The sequence below is a fragment of the Rivihabitans pingtungensis genome (assembly GCF_003201855.1).
GTDB classification, from domain to species: domain Bacteria; phylum Pseudomonadota; class Gammaproteobacteria; order Burkholderiales; family Aquaspirillaceae; genus Rivihabitans; species Rivihabitans pingtungensis.
This window is the reverse complement of sequence record NZ_QJKI01000006.1, coordinates 152942-176496: the sequence shown is the minus strand read 5'-3', so window position 1 is coordinate 176496 and position 23555 is coordinate 152942. Positions and strand designations below refer to the sequence as shown.

Sequence of the window (23555 nt, the reverse complement as noted above, 5' to 3'; positions counted from 1 at the left end):
GCCCATTCTTCGTCGCTGACATCGGATGGGTAAGGTTTGCGGTTTTCCATGGGGCTTGGATTTTACCGCTATGGGATAGTTCAGAACAGGCTCTAACGAAAAGAGAGCGGGCATTTGCCAAGGACGATGAGAAATAGCTGCATACACTGACTGGGTTACATTAGGTAACGGGTTACCCTGTTGATGCGGCTAGGCGTAGCGCAAAATCATTAAAATAAAAAGAACACGCCAGTACGACATAACCACACAACAACGCCAAGAGGCATTTTGTTAGTGACTCGTAAGATTTCTTACTTATCATACCTCGACAATAAGCATTGACTCAAAAAAATGTAAAGACAAAATTTTACTCAACCGAACATTTTAAGCAGTCACCCTATACTGCGACATAGCCCATGCATTACCCACCCTCCCCAGCCAACAGCTTTGCATACCCGAGGCTAACTCAGCTTTGTTCATCAAGAGCAAAGTTCTGGCTGATCAAAAAAACCCGAAAAATAAAATAAATCACAAATTATCAAATACTTACCAACGAAAAAAACTTAAAAGCAACGATCTTTTACACCTCCAAAAAACAAAGCCACCCTCGGCATCCTCACCCAAGGTGGCTTTACAAAACACCCTTCCCCCTCACACCCGTTCACCACCGCAAACACAACCCGCCCCGCATGATGGTGTCGCTTTTCCGCATCACCCTCACCTCCAGCACCAAACCACTCCCCCCACTCACACCGTATATTGCATCACCGATTTATGCATGCGTTCCACCATGCTGTTCAGCGATTGGGCGGAGGCGGTGGTTTGGGTGACCACGGCCATGTTTTGCTCGGTCATGCAGGCCACTTGTTCCACGCTGCCGGCCATCATGGTCATGGCGCGTTCTTGTTCGGCGGCGGATTCGCTGATGTCGTTCACCATTTGCATGGTGTGCGCCATTTGCGCGTTGATTTCGTGCAGGGCGTCTTGGGCTTGTTGCACCAGGCCGACGCCGTGTTCCACTTGTTCGGCGCCGGCGCGCATGCCGGCGACGGCTTTGCCGGTTTCTTGTTGCACGGATTCAATGGTGGCGCTGATTTCGGCGGTGGCGCGGCCGGTGCGTTCGGCCAGTTTGCGCACTTCGTCGGCCACCACGGCAAAGCCACGGCCTTGCTCGCCGGCGCGGGCGGCTTCGATGGCGGCGTTCAGCGCCAGGAGGTTGGTCTGTTCGGCAATGTCGCGGATCACCCCGGTGATGCGGGAGATCTCTTGCGATTGCGCGCCCAGGCGCTCCACTTGGGCGGCGGCGGTTTTTACTGTGCCGGCCAGCGTCAGGATGGTTTGGCAGGCTTGCCCGGACAGGGCTTCGCCCTGACAGGAGGTTTGCGCGGCGGTGTGGGCGGCGTCGCGGGCGTGATTGGCGTGGGCGCACACTTCGCTGATCGACACGGTCACTTGCTGGATGCCGGCGGCGGCCGAGGTGGTGGCGGCGCTTTGCACGCGGGCCGACTGGCTGACGCCGCCCACGGCCTGGTCCACTTCGTCGGCGATGTGGTGCACTTGCCTGGCGGAGTCGGCCATGCACATCAAGGTGGCTTGCACCGAGGCGATAAAGCCGTCCAGCTTGGCGGACACCCGGCCCAGCTCGTCGTCGCGGGTGATGTCCAGCCGCTGTTTCAGGTTGCCGCTGCTCAACAGACGGTCCAGGTAATCGTCGGTGCGCGCCAGGTCGCGGCGCAGGCGCGGGGTAAAATACAGTACAAAACACAGGCTCCACAGCACACTCACGCCGCCCAGCGCCATCCAAAGCGCGCGCAGGTTGTCGCCCGGCATCATATGGCCAACCAGCATGGCCAGATTGGACAGCAGCATCACCAGCCCAAACCAGCGCAGTTGTGAGCCCAGGCCCATAAAACAGGCCCACAGCGATTGGCGCGCCGGGCGCACCTGGCCATGGCGGATGACAATCGAGCTGTCGCCTTCGCGGATGCGCCGATAGGCGCTTTCGGCAGCTTTCACCGCCTCGCGGCTTGGGCTGCTGCGCACCGATTGATAGCCGACAATCTGGCCGTTTTCGCGCACGGGCGAGGCGTTGGCCAGCACCCAATAAAAGCCGCCGTCCTGGCGGCGGTTTTTCACCAGGCCGCGCCAGGGGCGGCCTTGCTTGAGGTCGCTCCACATGTCTTTGAAGGCCTGTTCGGGCATGTCGGGGTGGCGCACCATATTGTGCGGCTGGCCTATCATGTCTTCACGGCGATAGCCGCTGATGTGGGCAAATGCCTCGTTGGCTTCGACGATGATGCCGCGCAGGTCGGTGCGCGAGTAGATGAACTGGCCTTCCGGCAGCAGGGTTTCCATCTGGGTGATGGGCTGGTTGTTGCGCATGATGTTCTCTCGGTATCAGGCGCTGGCGCGACGGGGCAAAGCGAAAGCGCAAGCTGGGTTCAACAAGGCCGGATGAAGGCCGGATGGTGGTCAGCTCACTATAGGTATTTCTACGTAATCGACAGGCAGACTTATGCAGGCCAACAAAAATCTACGACTAAAGTCGTAGCAATCAAGCCAAAACCGCCGGCAGCAGCAACCAGGATTGCAGCTCGCAGGCGGCGCGGGTGTCGGCGTCCAGCACGGATAGCCAGCGGCGCGGGATCGCCTTGGGGCCTTGGTGCGCGCCGGCCAGCATGCCGGCGATGGCGCCAGTGGTGTCGGCGTCGCCGCCGCGGTTCACCACGTCGATCAGGCAGTCTTCCAGCGTGTCGGTGTCAAAAAACGCCTGAAACACCGCTTGCAGGGTGTCCACGATATAGCCGCTGGGGTTGTCGCAGCGGCGGGCGCGAAAGCCAAACACCGGGTATTGCTGGATCAGCGGCTGCACATGCTGTTGCAGCACAGTTTTTTTGTCGGCGCCGGCCAGCAGGGCGTGCAGCATGCCGGTCAGCGTCAGGCAGGCGGCGTCGGACAAGGGGCTGTGGTGGGTGACGTGTGCTTGCGCCAGCACGGCGTCGCGCACGGTGTCGGCGTCCAGGCCAAAGGTGGCCAGCGCGGCCGGCAGCAGGCGCATGGCGGCGCCGTTGCCGGCGTCGTGTTCGGAGGGCGGCGCGCAGGGTTCGCCAGTGCGGCGAAAGCGCATCAGGTTGCGGCGCACGGTGTTGCCGATGTCCACTGGCTTGCTGCGCATCCATTGGTCAAACGCCTGCGCGGCCAGCAGGGCGTCCACCCGGCCGCCAGATAATAAGATGGCCTCGCCCAGCGCCAGGCTCATGGTGGTGTCGTCGGTGACCATGCCGGGGCGCAGCTTGAGCCAGCCGCCGCCGGTCAGGTGGCGGTGCAGGCCAATCTGGTGGCGGATTTCATTGGGAGTGAGAAACTCCACCGTGGCGCCCAACGCATCGCCCACCGCCAGGCCCAGATACGCGCCCAGCGCGCGGGCTTCCAGCGTCAGCGGCGCCGAGGGCGCGGGGCCAAACTGGCGTATGCGGTTCAGGACTCCGGGCCAAAGCATGCTGGCCGGTCGTGACAGGCTTGGCAGGAGGGCGCCGGGCAGACGTAAATCCCTTCGCGCGCGCACAGTTGCCGGTAGATGAACTTTTTCCATTTCATGTCCCCGTCGTTGGCCTGGGCCAGCGCCGGAAAGTTCAGCGCAATCAGTTGGCTGAGCTCGTGGCGGCCGGTCAGGCCGAGGTCTTGCCACAGGTGGTCGCGGCCGGCGCAGGCGGCGGCCAGAATCTGCGCCATCCAGCGCGGCTCGGCCTGCTCGCCAGCGCGATGGTCCAGTAAAAATTGCACCAGCTCGTCCCATTCCGGCACGCGCTCGGGCGAGGCGGCCGGCCAGGGCGCGGGCAGGCGCGCAGTAGGAAAATAAGCGGCCAGCATGGCGGCAAAATCATTGTCTGCCAGGCCCAGTTGGGGCGGCAGGCAACCTAGGCCCGCGCGCTGTCCGGCCAGCAGGCTGGCCAGCAAGCTGCGGTTGCCTTCGTCAACAGGCGCCGGGCCAGCGTCGCCTTGCAAAAGGCTGGCGCACAACAGGGCGCGGTGATGCAAGCGGTCGGGGGGGATCATGGTGGCCTCCGGATCGGACGGCCGCGCTGACGCCCAAGGGCGCCAGGCGGCAGACGCGGACGGCTGGGGGTCGCAGGACGCCGTCCGCTCAGGCAACATCACTTGCTGGGGTATTCGACCAGGATGTCCTCGTCGCGCACCACCATCTGGCAAGCCAGGCGCCATTGGGTCGGCGGAATGTCGTCCACGTACATTTGGTCGAGTTCCGGCTGGGTCACATAGCCCATGTCCTTGAGCACAACGGCTTCGCGGTTGGTCAGCGGGCCGCCCATCGGCGAGCGCTTGGTGTCCACCGACGACACCTTGACCAGACAGGTGCCGCATTCGCCATTGCCGCAGCCAAAGTCGATGGGAATGTGGTTTTCTTTGGCCAGGGTCAGGATGGTCTGGGTATGGCTGCCAGCGACGGCATAGACGGTTTTGTCTTTATGCAGACGGCTGGAGAAGGTGATCAACGCCATGGTGTTGCTCCTTTGGTGAAAAAACCAACAGCGCCCGGCCGCTCATCCGGGCCGCAGCGCGCGCCTTTTCTCCGGGGGGCCGAGAAAAGGCTGAAGTTGCGTAAATCGCTCAGGCCGGGCGCACCACCACTTCGCCGCCCAGAATCTGCGCCTGACAGGCCAGACGGTGGTTGCGTGGGGCCATATTGTCTTTCAGCACCTGATCCTCCAGCACCGAGGGCGCGGCCAGGTTGTCGCCGCCTGAAATCACCTTGGTCAGGCAGGTGCAGCATTCGCCTTCGCGACAGCCATAGGTGATGCCAGCGCCGACTTTCTCGGACACTTCAATCAGGCGGGTGCCGGCCGGGACGGTGACCGCCACGCCGATGTCTTCAAAAATCACTTTGGCTTTGGGCATGGAATGCTCCAGTCAGGATAAAAATCAACTCAGGGAGGCCAGATCGACCTCACGCGGCATGGCTTCGCCCACTAAGTGACGGGCCAGGGTTTCGCCCAGCGTGCGGCAGGCGTCCAGCTCGCTGGCGTCGGGCGCCAGCTTCAGGCGCAGGCCTTCCACCGGCACGCGCAGCTTGAGCCCGCGCAGGCGGTCTTCAATCAGCCGCACCGCCTCGCCGCTCCAGCCATACGAGCCAAACGCCGCGCCAAACTTGCCTTTGACGTTCACCGTGGTCAGCGAGGACAGCAGCGCCCAGATCGGCGGCGCGGCGTCGCCGTTCAGCGTCGGGCTGCCAAAGGCCAGGCCGTCGGCGGCTTCGATCAGGTCGGTGAAGTGGGCGGTGTCGCCGCCCTCCAGGTCAAACAGCGACACGCGCACGCCGGCAATGCGCTCGGCGCCAATGGCGATGGCTTCGGCCATGCTGCGGGTGTTGCCGTAGGCGGAGAGATAAAACACCGCCAGGGTTTTTTCGCCAGCGGCTTCGGTGTCCAGCGCCAGGCGCGGGGTGGCCATTTCGCGGTAGCGCGCCAGGTAGTCGCGCGGGTGGTGGCGCAAAATCGGCCCGTGCGCCGGGGCAATCAAGCGGATGTCCAGCGGCTCCAGAAGCTCCAGCGCGTCCAGCACATGGGCGCGGAACGGGCGCATGATGTGGGCGTAGTAGTATTCAAACGAGAACCTGAAATCGCCCACCCGGTCGTTGAACAGGCGCGGATCGCAGTAATGGCAGCCAAACACATCGCCCGAGAACAACATGCCTTCTTCCACCAGCCAGGTGCACTGCGTGTCCGGCCAGTGCAGATACGGCGTGTGAAAAAACGCCAGCGTGCGCCCACCCAGGTCGATGGTGTCGCCAGTGGTCACCGGGGTGTAGTCCGGCGGCGCCTGATTGGACGAGGGCTTGAGCAGCGCCTTGAGCATCATTTGCGCGCGGCTGGACAAATACACGCGGGCATTGGGCGCGCGGCGCAATAGCTCGGGCAGCGCGCCGCTGTGGTCGGGCTCCAGGTGATTGAGCACGATGGTGGTGATTTCGTCGTAACGGGCGACGGATTCCAGCCGACGAAAAAAATCGTCGGCAAAGGCTTCTTTGACCGTGTCGATCACCGCCACGCCCTGCTCGCCGCGCACCAGATACGCGTTGTAGCTGGTGCCGTTGGCGGTGGACAAAATAATGTCAAAGCGGCGCAAATGCGGGTCCAGCGCGCCAATCCAATGCACGCCGGGGGCCAGCTCCACGGCCTGATCAGGGTGAACAATGCTCATGGGCGTGGCCCTCCGCGTGGCAGGCGGCGGCGTGCGCCGCCGCCTCGGCGCCGTGATGGGAACAGGCTTCCAGGTCGCCCGGCGGCAGGTTGACGCCATTCAGGCCGATGCGCGCATCCAGCGCGGCGACGTCAAAGCCCACCCAGCGCTCGTCGCCCATTTCCAGCAAGGGGCGGCGAATCAGGATGGCGCGCTTGACCATCAAGGCCAGCGCGGCGTCGGCGTCCAGCGCGTCGGGGTTGACCTCGCCGGACTTCACTGCCGGGGCGTTGCGGTTAAACCACTGCGTCACCGGCAGCGCGCCAAAAAACTGGCGCAGCCGCTCGGGCGTCCAGGGTTCGGTCAGCAGATTGCGCACGTTCAGCTGGTGGCCGGCGGCGCGCAGCAGGGCTTTCTGCCGCGCGTTGCCTTGGCAGCCTGGCTTTTCGTAAAAAGTCAGTGTCGCCATTACGCCGCCTCCCGATCCAGCAAGCCCAGCTCGCGCAGCTTGTCCAGCGGGATGCCGGTCAGCGAGCCGGGCGGGTTCAGCGGTTCGCCCAGTTCGTTGACAATCGCCCCCTCAATCGGACAAATCGCCGCGCACTGCGCTTCGGCGTGGTCGCCCAGGCACTCGGTGCAGGCTTGCTCGTTGATCAAGAAGTGCGGGACATCTTCCACCACGGCTTGATTGGGGCAGACATCCACGCACGCCCAACAGTTGACGCACAGATCGACAATTTGCAGAGCCATTTACGCCACCTTGTTCAGCTTGTCGGCCGGCGCCGCCAGCTTGCCGGCGGCGGACATTTCCCGATACACCGCCAGCACGGCGTCTTCCACCGGCTCCATGGCGTGTTCGCCATTGGGCTGGATGCCGGCGGCTTCCAGCTGGCCCCAGGGCTCAAAACCAATCCGGGCGCACAGCACCTGCTCACAGCCGGACAGGGCGTGGATGATCTGGTCAAGAATCGACCCGGCCGGCTGGCCGCCTTCGCCGCTGTCGCCACAGTCGGTGGCGCCGTTGCAGTACAGGTCCACCTTGCGATGGCCCATCAGCCGCACGCCCTTGGGCGAGGCTTCGTACACCAAGAATTCGCGGGCATGGCCAAAGTGCTCGCCCACCACGCCATTTTTGGCGGCCACCGCCATCAGCACCGGGCGGCTGTCGGCCGGCACGCCGGCCAGGGCGGTGACTTCGGCGGCCGGGGCGCCGGCGCGCTTGGCGGCCAGTTGCTCCAGCAGGTTTTCGCGCACTTCCTGACGGGTTTGCATGGCGGCTTCGTAGTCGATGTCCATGTCGGCCAGCTTGTCGAGGGTGAACTCGGCGCCACGATCTTCGCCCAGCAAGCCCACCGCGTCGGCGCGGCACTGGCGACAGTGGCGCATCATCGCCATATCGCCGCCGCACTCGTCTTGCAGGGCTTGCAGCTGTTCGGGCGTGGGCGACGGCTGCTCCATCAGGCCGTAATAGGTGCCGTGCTCGGCTTCGGCAATCAGCGGCATGACGTTATGCAGGAAAGCACCCTTGGCCTTGACCACCTTGGAGACTTCTTTCAGGTGCTCGTCGTTGACGCCAGGAATCATCACCGAATTGACCTTCACCAGAATGCCGCGCGAAGTCAGCATTTCCAGGCCTTTTTGCTGCTGTTCGATCAGAATCCGCGCCGCTTCCACCCCACGCAACCGGCGGTTTTGCCAGTAAATCCACGGGTAGATCTGGGCGCCGATTTCGGGATCGACACAGTTGATGGTGATGGTCACATGGTCGATGTTGTGCTTGGCGATTTCGTCCACATGCTCGGGCAGGGTCAGGCCGTTGGTGGACAGGCACAGCTTGATGTCCGGCGCCTTGTCCGACAGCTGCCGGAAAGTCTCGAAGGTGCGCGCCGGGTTGGCCAAGGGGTCGCCCGGGCCGGCGATGCCCAGCACGGTCATTTGCGGAATGGTGGCCGCCACGGCCAGCACTTTGGTGACGGCCTGATCCGGGTGCAGCAACTCGGACACCACGCCCGGCCGCGACTCATTGGCGCAGTCGTATTTGCGGTTGCAGTAGTTGCACTGGATATTACAGGCCGGCGCCACCGCCACATGCATGCGGGCGAAGTAATGGTGAGCGTCTTCTGAATAACAGGGATGATCCTGCACTTTCTGGCGGATGGAATCCGGCAGATGGGCCATGGCGTCGGACGACGACCCACAGCCGCTGGACGAACAGCCGCCGCCGCTGCTGGGGGCGTTGCTGATAACAGGTAGTTCCACGATGACACTCCTCAAGTGCTGGTGCTGACAAGCACTTGAGCAAAAGCCGCGCCACGTAACTTATGTTTTCAGATCAATAACTTGTGTTTTCTGTTTCTGTCCGTGTCGCATCACTTGTCGTGAACCGGACAAGGCTGGCATCCGCCTTGGCGCGCAGACGGCCATCGGCCAGCACGCGCCCGCCCTGGCGCAGATACAGCCCGCGCACTGCCTTGACGTATTGCTCGGTTTCTTCATACGGCGGAATCCGCCCCAGCCGCTGCACCACGCCCTCGCCAGCGTTATAGGCAGCCAGCGCCAAATCCAGCCGGCGATCGAACAAGCCCAGCAAAAAGGCCAGGTAGCGCGCGCCGGCATCCAGATTGGCGCGCGGCTCCAGCACGGTCTCGGCTGACACGCCAAAGCGTGCGGCGGTGTCTGGCATCAGTTGCATCAGTCCCTGCGCGCCCTTGGGCGAGGCCGCGCTGGCGTGGTAGCCGGATTCCACGGTAATCACCGCGTGCAGCAAGGCGGGCTCCAGTTGGTGGCGGCGGGCGGTTTGCTCGATCAGCGGCGTCAGCCGCTTCAGCGCCGCCTGGTCGCGCGCGTCCAGATAACGGCCCAGTTCAGCGGTCGCCGCGCCGCTGCTGGCCGCTGGCAGCGCGCCGCGCTTGAATAGCCGATAGCGCGCATCCAGCGGCTTGTCGGCCAGATGCACCTCGCCCTGTTCGTCCACAAAGCCATAGACATCGGCGTGCGCCTGCCAGGCGGCCAGGCTCAGGGTGACAAAAAACAGGGTGCGCAGGAAAACTGTCATGTGAATTTAAGGTCCAAACCGCTATGCTGCATTAGCTGCGCGCCGGAAGCCCCGACGCTTGCGCGTTCGCCCGGAAAAATCGGCGACGCCCCGGCAATGTAAGGACAATCCCGGCTATTTTCAATGGTTTATCGCAAGGAGAGTGATATGGGTCTGCTGGATCAACTGAGTGACGCCATCAGTGGCGGCGTGCAACAGCTGCAAGACACCGTCGGCCAGGCTGGCGGCGCGTTGGGTGATTTGCTGCAGAACAGCGGCGGCATCGATGGCCTGGTGGAACGTTTTCAGCAAGCCGGGCTGGGCGACACCCTGCAAAGCTGGATCAGCCAGGGCGAAAACCTGCCGATCAGCGCCGAGCAATTGCAGCAGGTATTCAGCGCCGACACACTGAACAGCCTGGCAGAAAAAGCCGGTATCGATCCGGCACAGGCGGGTGAGTGGCTGTCGGCCAATCTGCCAGAATGGGTGAATCAGCTGACCCCGAATGGCTCGCTGTCTGATCTGGGTGGGGTGTTTGAGCAAGGCGTGTCGGCGGTGAAAGATTTTTTCAGCAAGTTCTGATTGCCGCCCTTCTCTGGGCTTTTCTTCTGGTGGCCGGCTTCACCGCCGGCCACCGCGCGCCCGCAAGCGACATGATTCCGGTACAGTAGCAGTCTGGCTTATTTTTTCGCCCTGCCCATGACTGCTGATTCCCCCGCCTCGCCCTCGCTGTTTTCCCGCCAGATGCTGATCTGCGTGTTCACCGGCTTTGCCTCCGGTCTGCCGCTGTATCTGCTGATCAATCTGCTGCCCGCCTGGTTGCGCAGCGAAGGCGTGGATCTCAAGGCCATTGGCCTGTTTGCCCTGATCCAGCTGCCCTACACCTGGAAATTTATCTGGTCGCCGCTGATGGACCGCTTCACCCCGCCATTTTTGGGCCGGCGGCGCGGCTGGATGCTGATCACCCAAGTGGCCTTGATCGCCAGCATGGCCGGCTTTGGCGTGTTTTTGCCGCAGCAGGATATTTGGTCGATTGCCGCGCTGGCGGTGGGCGTGGCGTTTTTTTCCGCCAGCCAGGACATCGTGCTGGACGCCTACCGGCGCGAGCTGCTGCGCGATGCCGAGCTGGGGTTGGGCAACACCGTGCACATCAACGCCTACCGGCTGGCCAGTTTGGTGCCCGGCTCGCTGTCGCTGATTCTGGCCGACCGGCTGCCCTGGCCGTGGGTGTTCGCCATCACTGCGCTGTTCATGCTGCCGGGCTTGCTGCTCACCCTGTCGGTCAGCGAGCCGGCCTTGCGCGCGGCGGCGCCAAAAACCCTGCGCGACGCGGTGGTGATGCCATTCAAAGAGTTTATTTCCCGCCAGGGCTGGCAAGGCGCCGCCTGGGTGCTGGGCTTTATCTTTTTGTACAAGCTGGGCGACAGCATGGCCACCGCGCTGGCCACGCCGTTTTATCTGGACACCGGCTTTAGCAAGACCGAAATCGGCCTGGTGGCCAAGCACGCCGGGCTGTGGCCGGCGGTGATCGGCGGCCTGCTGGGCGGGGCGTGGATGCTCAAGCTGGGCATCAACCGCGCGCTGTGGGTGTTTGGCGTGGTGCAATGCGTGTCGATTCTGGGCTTTGTGCTGCTGGACCAAGTGGGCCCGGATTTGCGCGTGCTGGCGCTGGCGATTGGCTTTGAGGCGCTGGGCGTGGGGCTGGGCACAGCGGCATTTATTGCCTTTATCGCCCGCAGCACCCACCCGGCCTACACCGCCACCCAGTTTGCCTTGTTCACCAGCCTGGCCGCCGTGCCGCGCACCGTGGCCAACGCCGCCACCGGCTATCTGGTGGATGCGCTGGGCTGGACGCCGTTTTTCTTGTTATGCACTGTGCTTGCCTTACCCGGGATGCTTTTGTTATATAAGGTGGCCCCATGGGGAGACGATCCGCCCGCACAAGAGGCGGACGCCCCAGCTGGGCGCAGCTGACGCCAGCGCAGCCGCCCAACCGATAAAAAACCGAGCAAGGACGTCAGGCCTGCCCCATCTGGCGGGCCCGCTGAGGAGGCGGCCGATGCTCGCACCATCGCCCGGCCCATGTCGCCAGGCGTAGAGAGAGACATCAAGATGTTCAACCGACTCAGTGTGGGCAGCAAGCTCAATGTCTTGCTGCTGGCCGCCTTGGCCGGCGTGGCTTTGATCAGCGCGCTGGCCTTGTATTCCAAATATCAACGGATGCTGGAAGACCGTCGTGCGGCCTTGCAGAACATGGTGCAAGTGGCCGTTGGCGTACTGAACTACCACGACCGGCTGGTGCGCGACGGCAGTCTGCCGCTGGCCAGTGCGCAGGCTCAGGCGCGCCGCGCCATCGGTGAATTGCGCTACGCCGACAAAGAGTATTTTTATATCTTCGACATGCACCCGCGCATGGTGCAACACCCGATCAAACCCGAACTCAACGGCCAAGACATCAGCCAGATCCGCGACCCGGACGGCAAGCCGCTGTTCATCGCCATGCGCGATGTGGTGAGCAGCCAGGGGCACGGCTTTGTCGAATACCAATGGCCGCAACCAGGCCAGAGCGCGCCAGTGCCCAAGCTGGCCTATGCCCAGGGCTTTGCCCCGTGGGGCTGGGTGGTGGCCACGGGCTTATACCTGGACGACCTCAACGCCGAGTTCCGCCGCGATGCCATGATGTTTGTCGGCAAGATCGTCGGCCTGTCGCTGCTGCTGGCGGCGCTGGTGGTGCTGATCAAGCGCGCGCTGACCCTGCCGGTGCGCGCGCTGGTGGAGGCCATGCGCCGGGTGGACGAGCAGCACGACCTCACCTGTCGCGCGCAATTGCACAGCCAGGACGAGCTGGGCACAGTGGGCCGCGCCTTTAATCACTTGCTGGGCAATATTCAGCGCGCTTTTTCTGATGTGTGGGGCGGCAGCGAGCAACTGGCCCACCGCGCCACCCGCTTGTCCGACCACGCCCACCGGCTGGCCGGCGCCTCGGCCGAACAAAACCACGCAGTGGCCTCAAGCGCGGCGGCGCTGGAAGAAATCAGCGCCAGCATCGAAGAAATCGGCGTGATGGCCGACGCGCTCAGCCGCCAGGCCGACGACACTCGCGCGCAAACCGCCCACGGCGAAACCGTAGTGAGCAGCTTGCGCGACAGCCTGGCGCAAGCCGGCCAGTGCCTGCGTGACGAGGTAGGCGTCAGCGCCCGCCAGATGGCCGACAATATGGCCGACATCACCCGCATGACCGCCGAAGTGCGCGAAATCGCCGAGCAAACCAATCTGTTGGCGCTGAACGCCGCCATCGAAGCCGCCCGCGCCGGCGAATCCGGACGCGGCTTTGCCGTGGTGGCCGACGAAGTGCGCAAACTGGCGGAAAAATCCGCCCAGTCCGCCAGCCAGATCGACGGGCTGACCGAGCGCCTGCTGGCCGCCAACAGCGCCATGCGCCAGGCGGTGATCGACAGCGACACCGCGCTGAACGCCAGCGCCCGTCAGGCCGATGACGTCAGCCAGGCCTTGGCCGCCGCCAGCGCCGCCGCCCAGGCCACCCGCCAGCGCAGCGCCGAGATGAACACCGCGCTGAACGAACAAAACCTGGCCGTGCAGCAAATCGCCGACGATATGCAGCGCATTGCCGGCCAGAGCGAAACCCAGCACGCCGTGGTGCACGACAGCGCCGGCGCCGCCCGCGAACTGGAGTCGCTGGCGGTGGAGCTGCGTGGGGCGGTGGGGCGCTTCAAAACCTGACCGGTCAACCACGCCTGCTCCGGGGTGGCCGGACTGACTTTACCATGACATAAATTGTCCGCAGCGAATGTGTTTTGCCATAACTTAAGGCTAGATGGTATGACCATTTGCTTAAGCGCCCGAGCTGCGGTACAACCTCGCCATACGCCCGTCATCCGGGCCGTGCATGATCGTCGTCCGGTGGCGCCACACTGGCCCGCAGACGGCGCGCACCGACGAGGACTCCACCATGCTGAAACGAATCAGTGTCGGCAACAAACTGAATATTTTGTTGTTTTCCGCCATGCTCGGGGTGATGGCCATCAGCGCACTGGCGCTGTATTCCAAATACCAGCGCATGCTTGACGACCGCCGCGCCACGTTGCAAAGCGTGGTGCAAGTGGCCATCGGCGTGCTCGACCATTACGACAAACAAGTGAAAGCCGGCGTGCTGGCACAGGATGCTGCGCAAGAGCAGGCCAAGCGGGCGATTGGCAATCTGCGTTACGCCGGCAAAGAGTATTACAGCCTGTACGATATGCATCCGCGCATGGTCTGGCACCCGATCAAACCCGAGCTCAACGGCAAGGATTTGTCCACGCTGAAAGACCCCAACGGCAAATTGCTGGTGAAAGAAATGCGTGATGCCGTGGCCAGCCAGGGCCATGGCTTTGTCGAATACCTGTGGCCGCAGCCGGGCAAGGATGAGCCGGTGGCCAAGCTGGCCTATGCCGAAGGCTTTGCGCCCTGGGGCTGGATTGTCGCTTCCGGCTTGTATCTGGACGATCTCAACGCCGCGTTCCGCCACGATGCGCTGATGTTTGTCGGCCAAATCGCCGTGCTCTCGCTGCTGCTGGGCTGGCTGGCATTTGCCATCAAATGGGCGCTGACCCACCCGGTGCATGAGCTGATGCGCACCATGGCCAAGGTCAGCGAACAGCGCGACCTGACCTGCCGCGCTGGCATTCACAGCCACGACGAGCTGGGCGCAGTGGGTCGCGCCTTCAACCAGCTGCTGACCCACATCCAGCACACCTTGTCCGAGGTATGGGGCGGCAGCGAGCGGCTGGCCAGCCGGGCGACTTCTTTGTCTGACCATGCCGACCGGCTGGCCGGCGCCTCGGCCGAACAGAACACGGCGGTAAGTTCGTCGGCCGCCGCACTGGAAGAAATCAGCGTCAGCGTCGAGCAGGTCAGCGCCATGGCGGAACGGCTGGAACAGCATGCCGACACCGCGCGCCAGCATACCCAGGCCGGGGTCAGTGCCTTGGGTGAGCTGTGCCGTCATCTGGATCAGGCCGACCAGCAACTGAGCCGCGACGTCAGCGACAGTGCCCGCCACATGCTGGGCAGCATGGGAGAAATTTCACAAATGACCGGCCAGGTGCGGGAAATCGCCGACCAGACCAATCTGCTGGCCTTGAACGCCGCGATTGAAGCCGCCCGCGCTGGCGAAGCCGGCCGCGGCTTTGCCGTGGTGGCCGATGAGGTGCGCAAGCTCGCGGAAAAATCCGCGCTGTCGGCCGGGCAGATCGACACACTGACCTTGCGCCTGCAAGAAGCCAGCGAGGCCATGCAGCGCGCCATCGCCGACAGTCAGCATGCGCTGGCCAATAGCCGCAGCGAAGCCGGGGTGGCCGCCGAGCGCATGGAACTGGCCAGCCAGACAGTCAGCGATACCCGTTCCAGCATTCACGAAATGGCCACCGCGCTGACCGAGCAAAGCCAGTCGGTGCAGTCGATCGCCCGTGATATGCAGGTGATTGCCGGCCAGAGCGAAACCCAGCACGCCGTGGTACGCGACAGTGCTGGCGCCGCTGGCGAGCTGGAAGCCTTGGCCATGGAACTGCGCGGGGCAGTGGGGCAATTCAAAACCGCCTGATGACACCGATAGAAAAAAACCACGCCCCCGTGCTTCGACAACACGGGGGCGTGGTTTTATGTGGCGCGGGTGAATTACACCGAGAAGCGGTGTACGGCGTGGTGCAGCTCACTGGTCAGATCGCGCATCGACGAGCTGGCCTGCGCCACCTGACGCGCAGCCTGGGCGTTGCCTGAGGCGCTTTGTGCAATGCGCTCGACATTCAGCGCGATGTCGTTGCTGGCCACGCTTTGTTCTTTCAGCGCCTGCGAGATTTCATTGACCACCTGCACCACGCGCACAGCGCTGTCGCGGATGCGGGCGATGGATTCGCCGCCCTGCTCGGCCAGCGCCAGGCCATGGTTCACCCGGTTCATCGCCTCGTCCATGGTTTCCTGCGATTGGCCGGAGCTTTCCTTGATGTCGGCAATCATGCGGGCGATTTCTTCGGTGGCGGACGAGGTGCGCTCAGCCAGCTTGCGCACTTCATCGGCCACCACGGCAAAGCCACGGCCTTGCTCGCCGGCGCGGGCGGCCTCAATCGCCGCGTTCAGCGCCAGCAGATTGGTCTGGTCGGCCACTTCCTTGATGACGTTCATGATGCTGGAAATGGTTTCGGTTTTGCCGGCCAGATCGGTGATGGCCATCGAGGTGTCGCTGACAGCGTCGTGGATGCGGCGCATTTCATCTACAGCGTCGGCAATCACCTTGGCGCCGTCACTGGACAGCTGGCCAGATTCGGCCGACACATCGCGCGCCGCGCCAGCATGGTCGGCAATCTGCGAGATGCTGGCGGTCATTTCTTCAATCGAAGCGGCCATGGCCGAGGCCGAGCTGCTTTGCGAATCCGACACGGAAGTCACTTCGCTGGCGTGGCTGGCCAGCGATTGCGCCATTTGCGTCAGCGAATCGGCATTGCCGCTGATACGGCCAATCAGCTGGTGCAAGTCGCGCTGCATGCCGGCAATCGCCGCCAGCAGACTGTCGGGGTTGCCGCTGATACTCACCTGGCGGGTCAGGTCGCCACTGGCGATGGTGCGCACCACTTCGGCAGCATAGGCCGGCTCGCCACCCAACTGACGCAGCACGCTGCGCTTGATCAGCTCACTGGCGCCCCACATGATCAGCAGCACCACCCCGCCGGCCACCAGCAGTTGCGTCAGCTGCACACGAAACGCCGCTTCAACGTCATCCAGATACACCCCGGTGACAATCACCCAGTTCCAGCCAGACGACACCCCCAGGTAGGACACCTTGCCCACCACGCCAACGTCTTTGTTTTTCTCCCACACATACTCGGCAAAACCGCCCTTGCCGCCGCCCGAACGGATGGCGCTGGCAAACAGCTCGCCCAGCTTGTTGCCATTGGGATCATTGACCGCATACAAGGATTTGCCTACCAGCGCGGCCTTGATCGGGTGCATGACGAATTTGAGATCCTTGTCGAGGATGGACATATAGTCATCCGAGCCGTAACGCATGGCGGCCAGCGCATCCTTGGCCTCTCGCTGGGCATCCGCCACCGGCAGCTTGCCCTGGCTGGCCAGGGTTTCATAGTGCTGCACGATGCCAAGTCCGGTCTGGACAATGTCACGAACCTTTTCCTTGCGGCTTTCCAGCGTGTCGCGTCGCTGCGCATACAGCGACACCGCACCCACCAATAAAAAGCCCATCAGGGCCAGCACGACCATGGCAGTCAGCCGTGCGCGCATTGACATCTTGTCCAACATGTAAGGCACCCCAGGATTTTGAAACAACGGAAAGACGGCTCTTCCTGGCAGGAAAACACGGGCACATCGGGCGCCTGCATGCCGGTCATGTTCCCCCATGGGCCGGCTTGTCTCCTGACATCACGCCGTGGTGTGATATCGTTATTGTTGTCGGGTTTTTGGCATGTCCGCCGACGGCCACGCCTGCCACGCAGACAGTTTGAGGCTGCGTGGCATAGTTTTAAGAGCGCTCACCAACTCAGCGAAGCAATCCAGGCCAGGCGTGTGATCGCAGGCCGTACAAGCAGGACGGCAGGGTCACACTACAACGCCAGGAGGGTTTTGTAAGCGACACTCAAGGCCAGCTTGCACCCGCCCCCTCTTCCAAGCACTGTAGCCGAAAAAATGCATGCCGGGTCAAATTCGACGGACAAATTTCGAACGTTTGCGTCGAAAGTTGGCTTGACAAGGCGCGAGCGCCATAAACTATGCCAAAAGTTTATGTCGGCCCATTCATCGTGGACTTGAGTCCTGTCCGACAAAAATTCTGCCTTTATCTGTCGCCACCAGGCCGCCACACAAACGCGATAAGCTCACTGGCCTCATTGCTCAGGAAAATGTCATGCATCTTGCCGAACTGTATGTCCATCCACTGAAATCCGGCCGTGGCGTGCGCCATGGCCGCGCCTTTGCCGGCCAGGCTGGTCTGCTGGGTGACCGCAGCTGGATGCTGACCACGCCACAAGGCGAATTCATCACCGCCCGCAGCCACCCCATGCTCACCCAGGTGCGGGTGACGATGATTCCTGGCGCGCTGCTGCTGCAAGCGCCGGGCATGCCACTGCGCGCCGCCATCAGCGCGGTATACACCCAGCCGGCGGCCACGTCGGTGTGGGGCGATGACTTTGCCGCCTGGCATGGCGATGCGACGGTAGACGCCTGGTTCAGCCAATTTCTCGGCCAGCCCTGCCAGCTGCTGTTTATCGGCGAAGCACCGCAGCGCCAGCAAAAAACCCAGGCCGCGCCGCTGGGCTTTGCCGATGGCTACCCTTATCTGCTGGCTGGCGAGGGCTCGCTGGCCGACCTGAATGGCCAGTTGGCCACACCGGTGACCATGCGCCACTTCCGCCCCAATCTGGTGATTGCTGGCAGCGGCCCCTACGAAGAAGACGACTGGACCGTGATCCGCATCGGCCCGGTGGTGTTCGACGTGGCCAAGCCATGCACCCGCTGCGTGCTGACCACGGTAGACCCGGCCACCGGCCAACGCGCCGCCGACCAGGAACCGCTGGCCACGCTGATGCGCACCCGCCAGTTTGACGATGGCGTACGCTTTGGCCAGAACCTGGCCGCGCGCAACGAAGGCCTGCTGGAAGTGGGGATGGAAGTGGAAGTGCTGGAAACTACATTGGCGTTTTAACCCAGCAGGCAAGCAGGCTTGCTTTCCGCCATCGCATCCCATCGACTGGATGCGGGCGAGCGCAGCAGCGCGCGCCCACCTGGGTCGGGTGTTATGCGTGCGCGCTGGTTTCCAGCTCGGCCAGCAATTGCATCACCTCACGGCTGGCGTCTTCCATGCGTGACAAAGCCTGCTCCACCCCGGCGGCATCGCCGGCTTCACGCGCCAGCAAGGCCTGACGCGCGCTGTCGTGCACGGCGGCGTGCGGGCGCTCAATCGCCTTGTAGCGCGGATGGCCGGCAAAAAACTGCTGGCCGCGCCCACGCTCGTACCACTGGCCCAGCCGGCACTGATGATGGTCGGACAAGTCATGGGCGTGCTTGTCGCTGACCCCCAGGCAGGCTTTGTACACCTCCAGCTTGAGCACCACATGGTCCAGCCGCGCCACCTCCAGAAAGCTGGCGTCCGACACCGCGCCAATCGTGCCGGTCATTTTTTGCGTCAACCCCAGCAAGGTATGAATGCTGGCGACATTGTCGCGGCCCTCAGCCTGATAACGCTGCGCCGCCTCAGCCGCGGCCAGCACCTCGTCGCCGCTCTGACGGGTGTCGTGCTGGATGCCGGACACCAGGCTGGCGATTTCGCCAGTGGCCTGGGTGGTGCGCTCGGCCAGTTTGCGCACTTCATCAGCCACCACGGCAAAGCCACGCCCGGCCTCACCGGCGCGCGCGGCCTCAATGGCGGCGTTCAGGGCCAATAGATTGGTCTGGTCGGCGATTTCCTTGATCATCTGCACAAAGCCGACAATCTTGCCGGTGCTGCCGTTCAGCGCCTGAATGCTCTGTGCAGTGTGCGTCTGCCGCTCGACAATCTCGTCAAAATGCCCGACCAGCCGATCCACCGCGCGTGAGCTGCTGCCCACCGACTGCACCGCTTGCTGGGTCATTTCGCTTTCAGTCTGCAAGCCATCGGCCATGCGCGCCAGCGAGGCCTGCAAATCCAGAAAACTCTGACCAAACGCTTGTAGCGGCCGCAGGCAGGCACGCTGACCGGCCAGCTCGGCACGCACTTGCGCCAGCTCGGCCGCCAGCGCTGCCTCGCGCTCGCGCGCCTGGCCTAATTGCTGTTGCAAACCCTCTTGCGCCTGACGCAGACGCTGTACTTCACCCTCGTCAATGGGCGGGGAACGACGGAAAAACATCGGATCAATCCTGCATGGGCGTAAAAATCGGGATCGGACTTGCCTTACCGCCCGCATGGCGAGCGGATGTTTCGCAAGACTACGCGAATACAAAAGCATATTGGAGAAACGGATGGTGACTTGCTTCACTTTTTGCGCATCTTGCTGCAAACCTGTTGCGCAGTTGACGCACGACCCCCATGCGGGTCGGCCCACCGTGGCAAGGCGACTGGTGTTCTTTCTTTCCCCACAGTGCAGAGATGCGCCAGCATTGGCGGACAAGGACAGGCCATCCGGCCAGAGCCTGCCGTCCGGCCCGGCACGTTTCTGCCAATAGACCTAGTATTTCTACTAGATAAAAGCACAACACATGCCATGCCACCCGCCAGGCCATCGCTCTGCGGCCAGATGCTGACCTCAGGCGTTTGCACATCAAGTCAAACCACGCTAGGCTTGGCGTTTTGCCATCGTTTTATTAGAGTGCGCCATGCAACGCCAAACTGACGACGTCCGTATCCGGGAAATCAAAGAACTCCTGCCCCCGATTGCCCACCTCTACGAACTGCCCATCACGGATTCCGCCGCCGAGCTGATCTACGCCACCCGCAGCGACATTGCCCGCCTGTTGCGCGGCGAAGACGACCGCCTGCTGGTGGTGATTGGCCCGTGCTCGATCCACGACACCCAGGCTGCCCTGGAATACGCCGCCCGCCTGCAACCGCTGCGCGATGCGCTGGCCGGTGAGCTGCTGGTGGTGATGCGCGTGTATTTTGAAAAACCGCGCACCACGGTGGGTTGGAAGGGCCTGATCAACGACCCCGAGCTGAACGGCACCTACGACATCAACCGTGGCCTGCGCATGGCGCGCAAACTGCTGCTGGACCTGAACAACCAGGGCATGCCGGCCGCCACCGAATTCCTGGACATGATCACCCCGCAATACGTGGCCGACCTGATCAGCTGGGGCGCCATCGGCGCGCGCACCACCGAAAGCCAGGTACACCGCGAGCTGGCCTCTGGCCTGTCCTGCCCGGTGGGCTTCAAGAACGGCACCGACGGCAACCTGAAAATCGCCGTAGACGCCATCCGCGCCGCCAGCCAGCCGCACCACTTCCTGTCGGTGACCAAGGCCGGCCATTCCGCCATTGTCGGCACCGGCGGCAACCCGGACTGCCATGTGATCCTGCGCGGCGGCAAAGAGCCAAACTACGCCAGCGAACATGTGCGCGGCGCCGCCGCCGAACTGGCCGCCGTGGGCCTGCCGCAAAAAGTGATGGTGGACTTCAGCCACGCCAACAGCCGCAAAGACTACAAGCGCCAGATGGAAGTCGCCACCGACGTGGCCAGCCAGATGGCCGCCGGCGACAGCCACATCTTTGGCGTGATGGTGGAAAGCCACCTGGTGGAAGGCCGCCAGGACCTCAAGCCGGGCTGTCAACCGGTGTACGGCCAAAGCATCACCGACGCCTGCATCGGCTGGGCCGACACCGAAGCCCTGCTCACCACCCTGGCCGACGGCGTCAAAGCCCGCCGCGCCAAGCTGGGCGTGCCACAGGACGCCTCGGCAGACGAATAAACCTGCCCACCCCCACTCGCACGCACGATGGCAAAACACGCGCGTTGACCAGTCCGGCCGACATGGCTGACTGAAGAGAAATACACATGCCCGGTGATGATCTCACCGGGCATTGTGTTGTGGGGGGCCTCAAACACCAAGCCCCACATCGTGAATCCGAACCGGCATCGCCGCCGTCAGCCCGACCTCACCCCATCAGCCGCCGATAGCAAGCCTGTACCGTCGCGCATAATGCCTGCGCAGTCGCCCGCCGCACGGGAAAATCCGCCAGCCGTCCGGCCAGGCTGGCGGCATGTGGCAACATGCGGTCAATGCTGTGTTTGGCAGTGTGTATGCCGATGCCGCCCTCCTGGGCCAGACGGAGTAAATGGCCGCGTTCGATGGCCGCGCCCTCGCCACAGACATCCATATGATGCAGGCCCATCGGACCAGTGCTAAAAGTCAGGTCAAATGCTGGCGCCAAGCGCCAGTGTCGGTCGCGGCCAAGACGCCAAGCCATTTCGGCCAGCAGCCCCGACAGACGATGCTGATATGCCGGAAAATCGCCATACGCCTGGGGGCGCAGTTTCAGGTGCAGCGGCGACAGCTCCAGTCCTTGGGCCAAGGCCTCAGGGGCATATTCGAATAGCAGCGTGCGACCATCATCCGCCAGCCGCCCCAGCGGCCACTGCTCCCCCCACCCGCAATACACCACATTTACCTGCCGCATGATGATTTCCTGCGTGGCGCGCGTTGGCGTTGCTGGGCGGCTTCGGCTTGCGCCATCTGGGCGATGGATTGGCGTTTCAGCACAAACAGCTCGTCCAGCTCGGTGCTCAGGCCCAGCGCTTGCACTGCCCGAATCAGCGTCTCCAGCGAGCATTGGCCATCGGTTTCCAGTTTGCGCAGCGCGCCCAGCGAAAGCCCGGCCATGTGTGCGAGTTCGCGTTGTGACAGCGACTGGGCCAGGCGTTGCATCCGCAGGCGGGCGCCGAGTTCGCGCAGAATTTCATTGGGGAGAGATAAGATAAAAGACATTTTGCTGTGACTTAAGCCCGGATTGACCAGTTAATCACCATTATAATGTGTTTTATCTGGTGGGGCGGCGGTGTTGGCCGCTGCCCCGCCACAAGCCTTAATCCGACGATTTATTGCTCACCGCCACCGGCGCCTGGCTCAAAATCCGGTCGGCCAGCCGCGAGAACGGCAGCGATTGCAGCCAGACGTGCCCCGGCCCGGTCAGGGTGGCGAAAAACAGCCCTTCGCCGCCAAACAGCGCGCTTTTCAGCTTGCCGACGTATTCGATGTCAAAGTCCACGCTGGGTTGAAACGCCACCACACAGCCGGTGTCCACGCGCAGCACTTCGCCGGCTTTCAGTTGTTTTTCCACCAGCGCGCCGCCGGCGTGCAGAAACACATAGCCGTCGCCTTCCAGCTTTTGCAGGATAAAGCCCTCGCCGCCAAACAGGCCGGCGCCCAGCCGGCGCTGAAAGGCGATGCCCAGCGAGACGCCCTTGGCGGCGCACAGAAAGGCGTCTTTTTGCGCCAGCAGCGCGCCGCCGAGTTCGCGCAGGTGCACCGGCACGATTTTGCCCGGCGAGGCGGCGGCAAAGGCCACGCGCTTTTTGCCCTGGCCTTCGTTGACAAACACGGTGGTGAACATCGATTCGCCAGTGAGCAGGCGCTTGCCGGCGCCAAACAGCTTGCCCATCCAGCCGCCTTCTTGCGCCGAGCCGTCGCCGAACACGGTGTCCATGCTGACGCCGTCCTGCATATACATCATGGCGCCGGCTTCGCCGACGGCGGCTTCGCCGGGGTCGAGCTCCACTTCGACAAACTGCAAGTCGTCGCCGATGATTTCGTAGTCAATCACGTGCATGGTCATGCGCAGTCTCCTTGTTGGGCGGCCAGGCGGGCCAGGTCGTCCAGGGTGTTGGCGTTGGTGAAGGGAACAGCAAACTGACATTCCTGGTGATCCAGCCCGGCCAGCCAGCCGCGAATGCTGCGCCCGCCGCCCTGACGCCAGGCGCTCAGGCTGGGGGCGACGCGGCGGTGCAGCGCCAGCAGGGTGGGGTGCCAGTGTTCGGGGTCGGCGGCGCTGGCGGCGTCGCGGCCGGCGGCGGCGCTCAGCAGGCGGGCGGCCAGATCGGCCGGCAGGCGGATGGCGTCGCAGGGCGCAACCAGCAGCCAGTCGTCTTGCAGGGCGGCCAGGCCGGCGGCGATGCCGGCCAGCGGGCCGGGGTAGTCGGGTTCGGCGTCGGGCAGCACCGGCCAGCCCAGCGCGGCGTAGGCGTCCAGGTGGCGGTTGGCGCTGATCAGGCAGCGCGCCGGCGGCTGGCTTTGCGCGGCCAGGCTGGCCAGCACATGCGCGGCCAGTGTTTGGCCGTGCAGGGTTTGCAGGCCTTTGTCCACGCCGCCCATGCGGCGGGCCTGGCCGCCGGCCAGCAGCAGCGCGGTGTAGCTTATTGCCACCGTTGCGCCGCCTGTTGGTCGCTGTGCTTGGCTTCCACCCAGTGGCTGCCGGCGGCGGTGTGTTCTTTTTTCCAGAACGGCGCGTCGCGCTTGAGGTAGTCCATGATGAATTCGCAGGCGGCAAAGGCGTCGCCGCGATGGGCGCTGGCGGTGAGCACCAGCACAATGGCTTCACCCAGCGGCAGATAGCCCACCCGATGCACCACCCGCGCCGCCGCCAGCGGCCAGCGCGCGCGCGCCTGGTCGAGGATGGCCAGCAGGGATTTTTCGGTCATGCCGGGGTAGTGTTCCAGCTCCAGCGCGGTGACCGCCTGGCTGTCGCCAAAGTCGCGCACCTGGCCAACAAAGCACACTTGCGCGCCGACATCGGGCAGGCCGGCCAGCTGGGCCATTTCGGCGCCGGGGTCAAAGCGCGCGGTTTGCACGGCGACGGTAAAGGCGGCGCTCATGT

At 63.5% G+C, this 23555-nt stretch carries 23 protein-coding genes; 6 read left to right on the top strand and 17 right to left on the bottom strand.

Going from position 1 to position 23555, the window contains the following annotated elements:
• Nucleotides 1–726: 726 nt before the first annotated feature.
• From DFR34_RS07020 to DFR34_RS06975, 10 genes are all read right to left on the bottom strand, one after another.
• Nucleotides 727–2361, bottom strand: a complete 1635-nt coding sequence (locus tag DFR34_RS07020) for a methyl-accepting chemotaxis protein (protein ID WP_110390439.1) — start codon at nucleotides 2359–2361, stop codon at nucleotides 727–729.
• Nucleotides 2362–2533: 172 nt separating this feature from the next.
• Complete coding sequence (draG, locus tag DFR34_RS07015) at nucleotides 2534–3478, bottom strand: ADP-ribosyl-[dinitrogen reductase] hydrolase (RefSeq protein WP_110390438.1); 945 nt, start codon at nucleotides 3476–3478, stop codon at nucleotides 2534–2536.
• A complete protein-coding gene (locus DFR34_RS07010) occupies nucleotides 3457–4035 on the bottom strand; it encodes a nitrogen fixation protein NifQ (RefSeq protein WP_158281757.1) in 579 nt (192 codons plus the stop codon). The genes draG and DFR34_RS07010 overlap by 22 nt, the downstream gene beginning before the upstream one ends.
• 98 nt (nucleotides 4036–4133) lie before the next feature.
• Nucleotides 4134–4496 (bottom strand): 2Fe-2S iron-sulfur cluster-binding protein, encoded by a 363-nt coding sequence (locus tag DFR34_RS07005; protein ID WP_110390436.1) that lies wholly within the window; start codon nucleotides 4494–4496, stop codon nucleotides 4134–4136.
• 109 nt (nucleotides 4497–4605) lie between these two features.
• Nucleotides 4606–4893 (bottom strand): 2Fe-2S iron-sulfur cluster-binding protein, encoded by a 288-nt coding sequence (locus tag DFR34_RS07000; RefSeq protein WP_110390435.1) that lies wholly within the window; start codon nucleotides 4891–4893, stop codon nucleotides 4606–4608.
• Nucleotides 4894–4917: 24 nt separating this feature from the next.
• Entirely contained in the window at nucleotides 4918–6195 is a 1278-nt protein-coding gene (locus DFR34_RS06995; protein WP_110390434.1) for an FprA family A-type flavoprotein, read from the bottom strand.
• Complete coding sequence (locus tag DFR34_RS06990; RefSeq protein ID WP_110390433.1) at nucleotides 6176–6643, bottom strand: ArsC/Spx/MgsR family protein; 468 nt, start codon at nucleotides 6641–6643, stop codon at nucleotides 6176–6178. Before DFR34_RS06990 ends, DFR34_RS06995 begins: the two co-directional genes overlap by 20 nt.
• Nucleotides 6643–6924: a 4Fe-4S binding protein gene (locus DFR34_RS06985; protein ID WP_110390432.1), complete on the bottom strand. Its 282-nt coding sequence runs from the start codon at nucleotides 6922–6924 to the stop codon at nucleotides 6643–6645. Before DFR34_RS06985 ends, DFR34_RS06990 begins: the two co-directional genes overlap by 1 nt.
• Nucleotides 6925–8433 carry a nitrogenase cofactor biosynthesis protein NifB gene (gene nifB / locus DFR34_RS06980; RefSeq protein ID WP_110390431.1) on the bottom strand — a complete coding sequence of 503 codons (1509 nt, stop codon included), beginning with the start codon at nucleotides 8431–8433 and terminating at the stop codon, nucleotides 6925–6927.
• Nucleotides 8434–8506: 73 nt separating this feature from the next.
• The gene (locus tag DFR34_RS06975; RefSeq protein WP_110390430.1) at nucleotides 8507–9229 is read right to left on the bottom strand and encodes a transglycosylase SLT domain-containing protein; all 723 of its coding nucleotides are present in this window, start codon (nucleotides 9227–9229) and stop codon (nucleotides 8507–8509) included.
• A 147-nt stretch (nucleotides 9230–9376) separates the two neighbouring features.
• On the opposite strand from DFR34_RS06975, the gene DFR34_RS06970 reads away from it, so the two are divergent.
• From DFR34_RS06970 to DFR34_RS06955, 4 genes are all read left to right on the top strand, one after another.
• Nucleotides 9377–9790, top strand: a complete 414-nt coding sequence (locus DFR34_RS06970; protein WP_110390429.1) for a YidB family protein — start codon at nucleotides 9377–9379, stop codon at nucleotides 9788–9790.
• Nucleotides 9791–9907: 117 nt separating this feature from the next.
• Nucleotides 9908–11182, top strand: coding sequence for an AmpG family muropeptide MFS transporter (locus DFR34_RS06965; protein WP_110390428.1), 1275 nt, complete (start codon nucleotides 9908–9910; stop codon nucleotides 11180–11182).
• A gap of 138 nt (nucleotides 11183–11320) precedes the next feature.
• Complete coding sequence (locus DFR34_RS06960; protein WP_158281756.1) at nucleotides 11321–12949, top strand: methyl-accepting chemotaxis protein; 1629 nt, start codon at nucleotides 11321–11323, stop codon at nucleotides 12947–12949.
• Between the two features lie 229 nt (nucleotides 12950–13178).
• Complete coding sequence (locus DFR34_RS06955; protein ID WP_158281755.1) at nucleotides 13179–14810, top strand: methyl-accepting chemotaxis protein; 1632 nt, start codon at nucleotides 13179–13181, stop codon at nucleotides 14808–14810.
• Nucleotides 14811–14884: 74 nt separating this feature from the next.
• On the opposite strand, the gene DFR34_RS06950 is transcribed toward DFR34_RS06955, so the two are convergent.
• The gene (locus DFR34_RS06950; protein ID WP_245906831.1) at nucleotides 14885–16501 is read right to left on the bottom strand and encodes a methyl-accepting chemotaxis protein; all 1617 of its coding nucleotides are present in this window, start codon (nucleotides 16499–16501) and stop codon (nucleotides 14885–14887) included.
• Nucleotides 16502–17120: 619 nt separating this feature from the next.
• Here DFR34_RS06950 and DFR34_RS06945 point away from each other — a divergent pair.
• A complete protein-coding gene (locus DFR34_RS06945) occupies nucleotides 17121–17918 on the top strand; it encodes an MOSC domain-containing protein (RefSeq protein ID WP_110390425.1) in 798 nt (265 codons plus the stop codon).
• Between the two features lie 91 nt (nucleotides 17919–18009).
• Here the strand turns inward: DFR34_RS06945 and DFR34_RS17985 are convergent, their stop codons facing one another.
• Nucleotides 18010–19098: a methyl-accepting chemotaxis protein gene (locus tag DFR34_RS17985; protein WP_276329685.1), complete on the bottom strand. Its 1089-nt coding sequence runs from the start codon at nucleotides 19096–19098 to the stop codon at nucleotides 18010–18012.
• 466 nt (nucleotides 19099–19564) lie between these two features.
• On the opposite strand from DFR34_RS17985, the gene aroG reads away from it, so the two are divergent.
• Nucleotides 19565–20653, top strand: coding sequence for a 3-deoxy-7-phosphoheptulonate synthase AroG (gene aroG / locus DFR34_RS06935; protein WP_110390423.1), 1089 nt, complete (start codon nucleotides 19565–19567; stop codon nucleotides 20651–20653).
• Nucleotides 20654–20840: 187 nt separating this feature from the next.
• On the opposite strand, the gene DFR34_RS06930 is transcribed toward aroG, so the two are convergent.
• The 5 genes from DFR34_RS06930 to DFR34_RS06910 form a co-directional block, all read right to left on the bottom strand.
• Nucleotides 20841–21362: a HipA N-terminal domain-containing protein gene (locus DFR34_RS06930; protein WP_110390422.1), complete on the bottom strand. Its 522-nt coding sequence runs from the start codon at nucleotides 21360–21362 to the stop codon at nucleotides 20841–20843.
• Nucleotides 21350–21670, bottom strand: a complete 321-nt coding sequence (locus tag DFR34_RS06925; protein ID WP_110390421.1) for a helix-turn-helix domain-containing protein — start codon at nucleotides 21668–21670, stop codon at nucleotides 21350–21352. Before DFR34_RS06925 ends, DFR34_RS06930 begins: the two co-directional genes overlap by 13 nt.
• A gap of 97 nt (nucleotides 21671–21767) precedes the next feature.
• Nucleotides 21768–22517: a TIGR00266 family protein gene (locus tag DFR34_RS06920; RefSeq protein ID WP_110390420.1), complete on the bottom strand. Its 750-nt coding sequence runs from the start codon at nucleotides 22515–22517 to the stop codon at nucleotides 21768–21770.
• Entirely contained in the window at nucleotides 22514–23104 is a 591-nt protein-coding gene (gene mobA, locus DFR34_RS06915) for a molybdenum cofactor guanylyltransferase MobA (RefSeq protein WP_245906830.1), read from the bottom strand. The genes DFR34_RS06920 and mobA overlap by 4 nt, the downstream gene beginning before the upstream one ends.
• Entirely contained in the window at nucleotides 23095–23553 is a 459-nt protein-coding gene (locus DFR34_RS06910) for a molybdenum cofactor biosynthesis protein MoaE (RefSeq protein ID WP_110390419.1), read from the bottom strand. Before DFR34_RS06910 ends, mobA begins: the two co-directional genes overlap by 10 nt.
• Between the last annotated feature and the right edge of the window lie 2 nt (nucleotides 23554–23555).

What these genes read in the sequence shown, in the direction of transcription:
- DFR34_RS07020 (WP_110390439.1), bottom strand. Translation starts at nt 2,361, where the DNA reads ATGCGCAACAACCAGCCCATCACCCAGATGGAAACCCTGCTGCCGGAA.
- draG (WP_110390438.1), bottom strand. Translation starts at nt 3,478, where the DNA reads ATGCTTTGGCCCGGAGTCCTGAACCGCATACGCCAGTTTGGCCCCGCG.
- DFR34_RS07010 (WP_158281757.1), bottom strand. Translation starts at nt 4,035, where the DNA reads ATGATCCCCCCCGACCGCTTGCATCACCGCGCCCTGTTGTGCGCCAGC.
- DFR34_RS07005 (WP_110390436.1), bottom strand. Translation starts at nt 4,496, where the DNA reads ATGGCGTTGATCACCTTCTCCAGCCGTCTGCATAAAGACAAAACCGTC.
- DFR34_RS07000 (WP_110390435.1), bottom strand. Translation starts at nt 4,893, where the DNA reads ATGCCCAAAGCCAAAGTGATTTTTGAAGACATCGGCGTGGCGGTCACC.
- DFR34_RS06995 (WP_110390434.1), bottom strand. Translation starts at nt 6,195, where the DNA reads ATGAGCATTGTTCACCCTGATCAGGCCGTGGAGCTGGCCCCCGGCGTG.
- DFR34_RS06990 (WP_110390433.1), bottom strand. Translation starts at nt 6,643, where the DNA reads ATGGCGACACTGACTTTTTACGAAAAGCCAGGCTGCCAAGGCAACGCG.
- DFR34_RS06985 (WP_110390432.1), bottom strand. Translation starts at nt 6,924, where the DNA reads ATGGCTCTGCAAATTGTCGATCTGTGCGTCAACTGTTGGGCGTGCGTG.
- DFR34_RS06975 (WP_110390430.1), bottom strand. Translation starts at nt 9,229, where the DNA reads ATGACAGTTTTCCTGCGCACCCTGTTTTTTGTCACCCTGAGCCTGGCC.
- DFR34_RS06970 (WP_110390429.1), top strand. Translation starts at nt 9,377, where the DNA reads ATGGGTCTGCTGGATCAACTGAGTGACGCCATCAGTGGCGGCGTGCAA.
- DFR34_RS06965 (WP_110390428.1), top strand. Translation starts at nt 9,908, where the DNA reads ATGACTGCTGATTCCCCCGCCTCGCCCTCGCTGTTTTCCCGCCAGATG.
- DFR34_RS06960 (WP_158281756.1), top strand. Translation starts at nt 11,321, where the DNA reads ATGTTCAACCGACTCAGTGTGGGCAGCAAGCTCAATGTCTTGCTGCTG.
- DFR34_RS06955 (WP_158281755.1), top strand. Translation starts at nt 13,179, where the DNA reads ATGCTGAAACGAATCAGTGTCGGCAACAAACTGAATATTTTGTTGTTT.
- DFR34_RS06950 (WP_245906831.1), bottom strand. Translation starts at nt 16,501, where the DNA reads ATGCGCGCACGGCTGACTGCCATGGTCGTGCTGGCCCTGATGGGCTTT.
- DFR34_RS06945 (WP_110390425.1), top strand. Translation starts at nt 17,121, where the DNA reads ATGCATCTTGCCGAACTGTATGTCCATCCACTGAAATCCGGCCGTGGC.
- DFR34_RS17985 (WP_276329685.1), bottom strand. Translation starts at nt 19,098, where the DNA reads ATGTTTTTCCGTCGTTCCCCGCCCATTGACGAGGGTGAAGTACAGCGT.
- aroG (WP_110390423.1), top strand. Translation starts at nt 19,565, where the DNA reads ATGCAACGCCAAACTGACGACGTCCGTATCCGGGAAATCAAAGAACTC.
- DFR34_RS06930 (WP_110390422.1), bottom strand. Translation starts at nt 21,362, where the DNA reads ATGCGGCAGGTAAATGTGGTGTATTGCGGGTGGGGGGAGCAGTGGCCG.
- DFR34_RS06925 (WP_110390421.1), bottom strand. Translation starts at nt 21,670, where the DNA reads ATGTCTTTTATCTTATCTCTCCCCAATGAAATTCTGCGCGAACTCGGC.
- DFR34_RS06920 (WP_110390420.1), bottom strand. Translation starts at nt 22,517, where the DNA reads ATGACCATGCACGTGATTGACTACGAAATCATCGGCGACGACTTGCAG.
- DFR34_RS06910 (WP_110390419.1), bottom strand. Translation starts at nt 23,553, where the DNA reads ATGAGCGCCGCCTTTACCGTCGCCGTGCAAACCGCGCGCTTTGACCCC.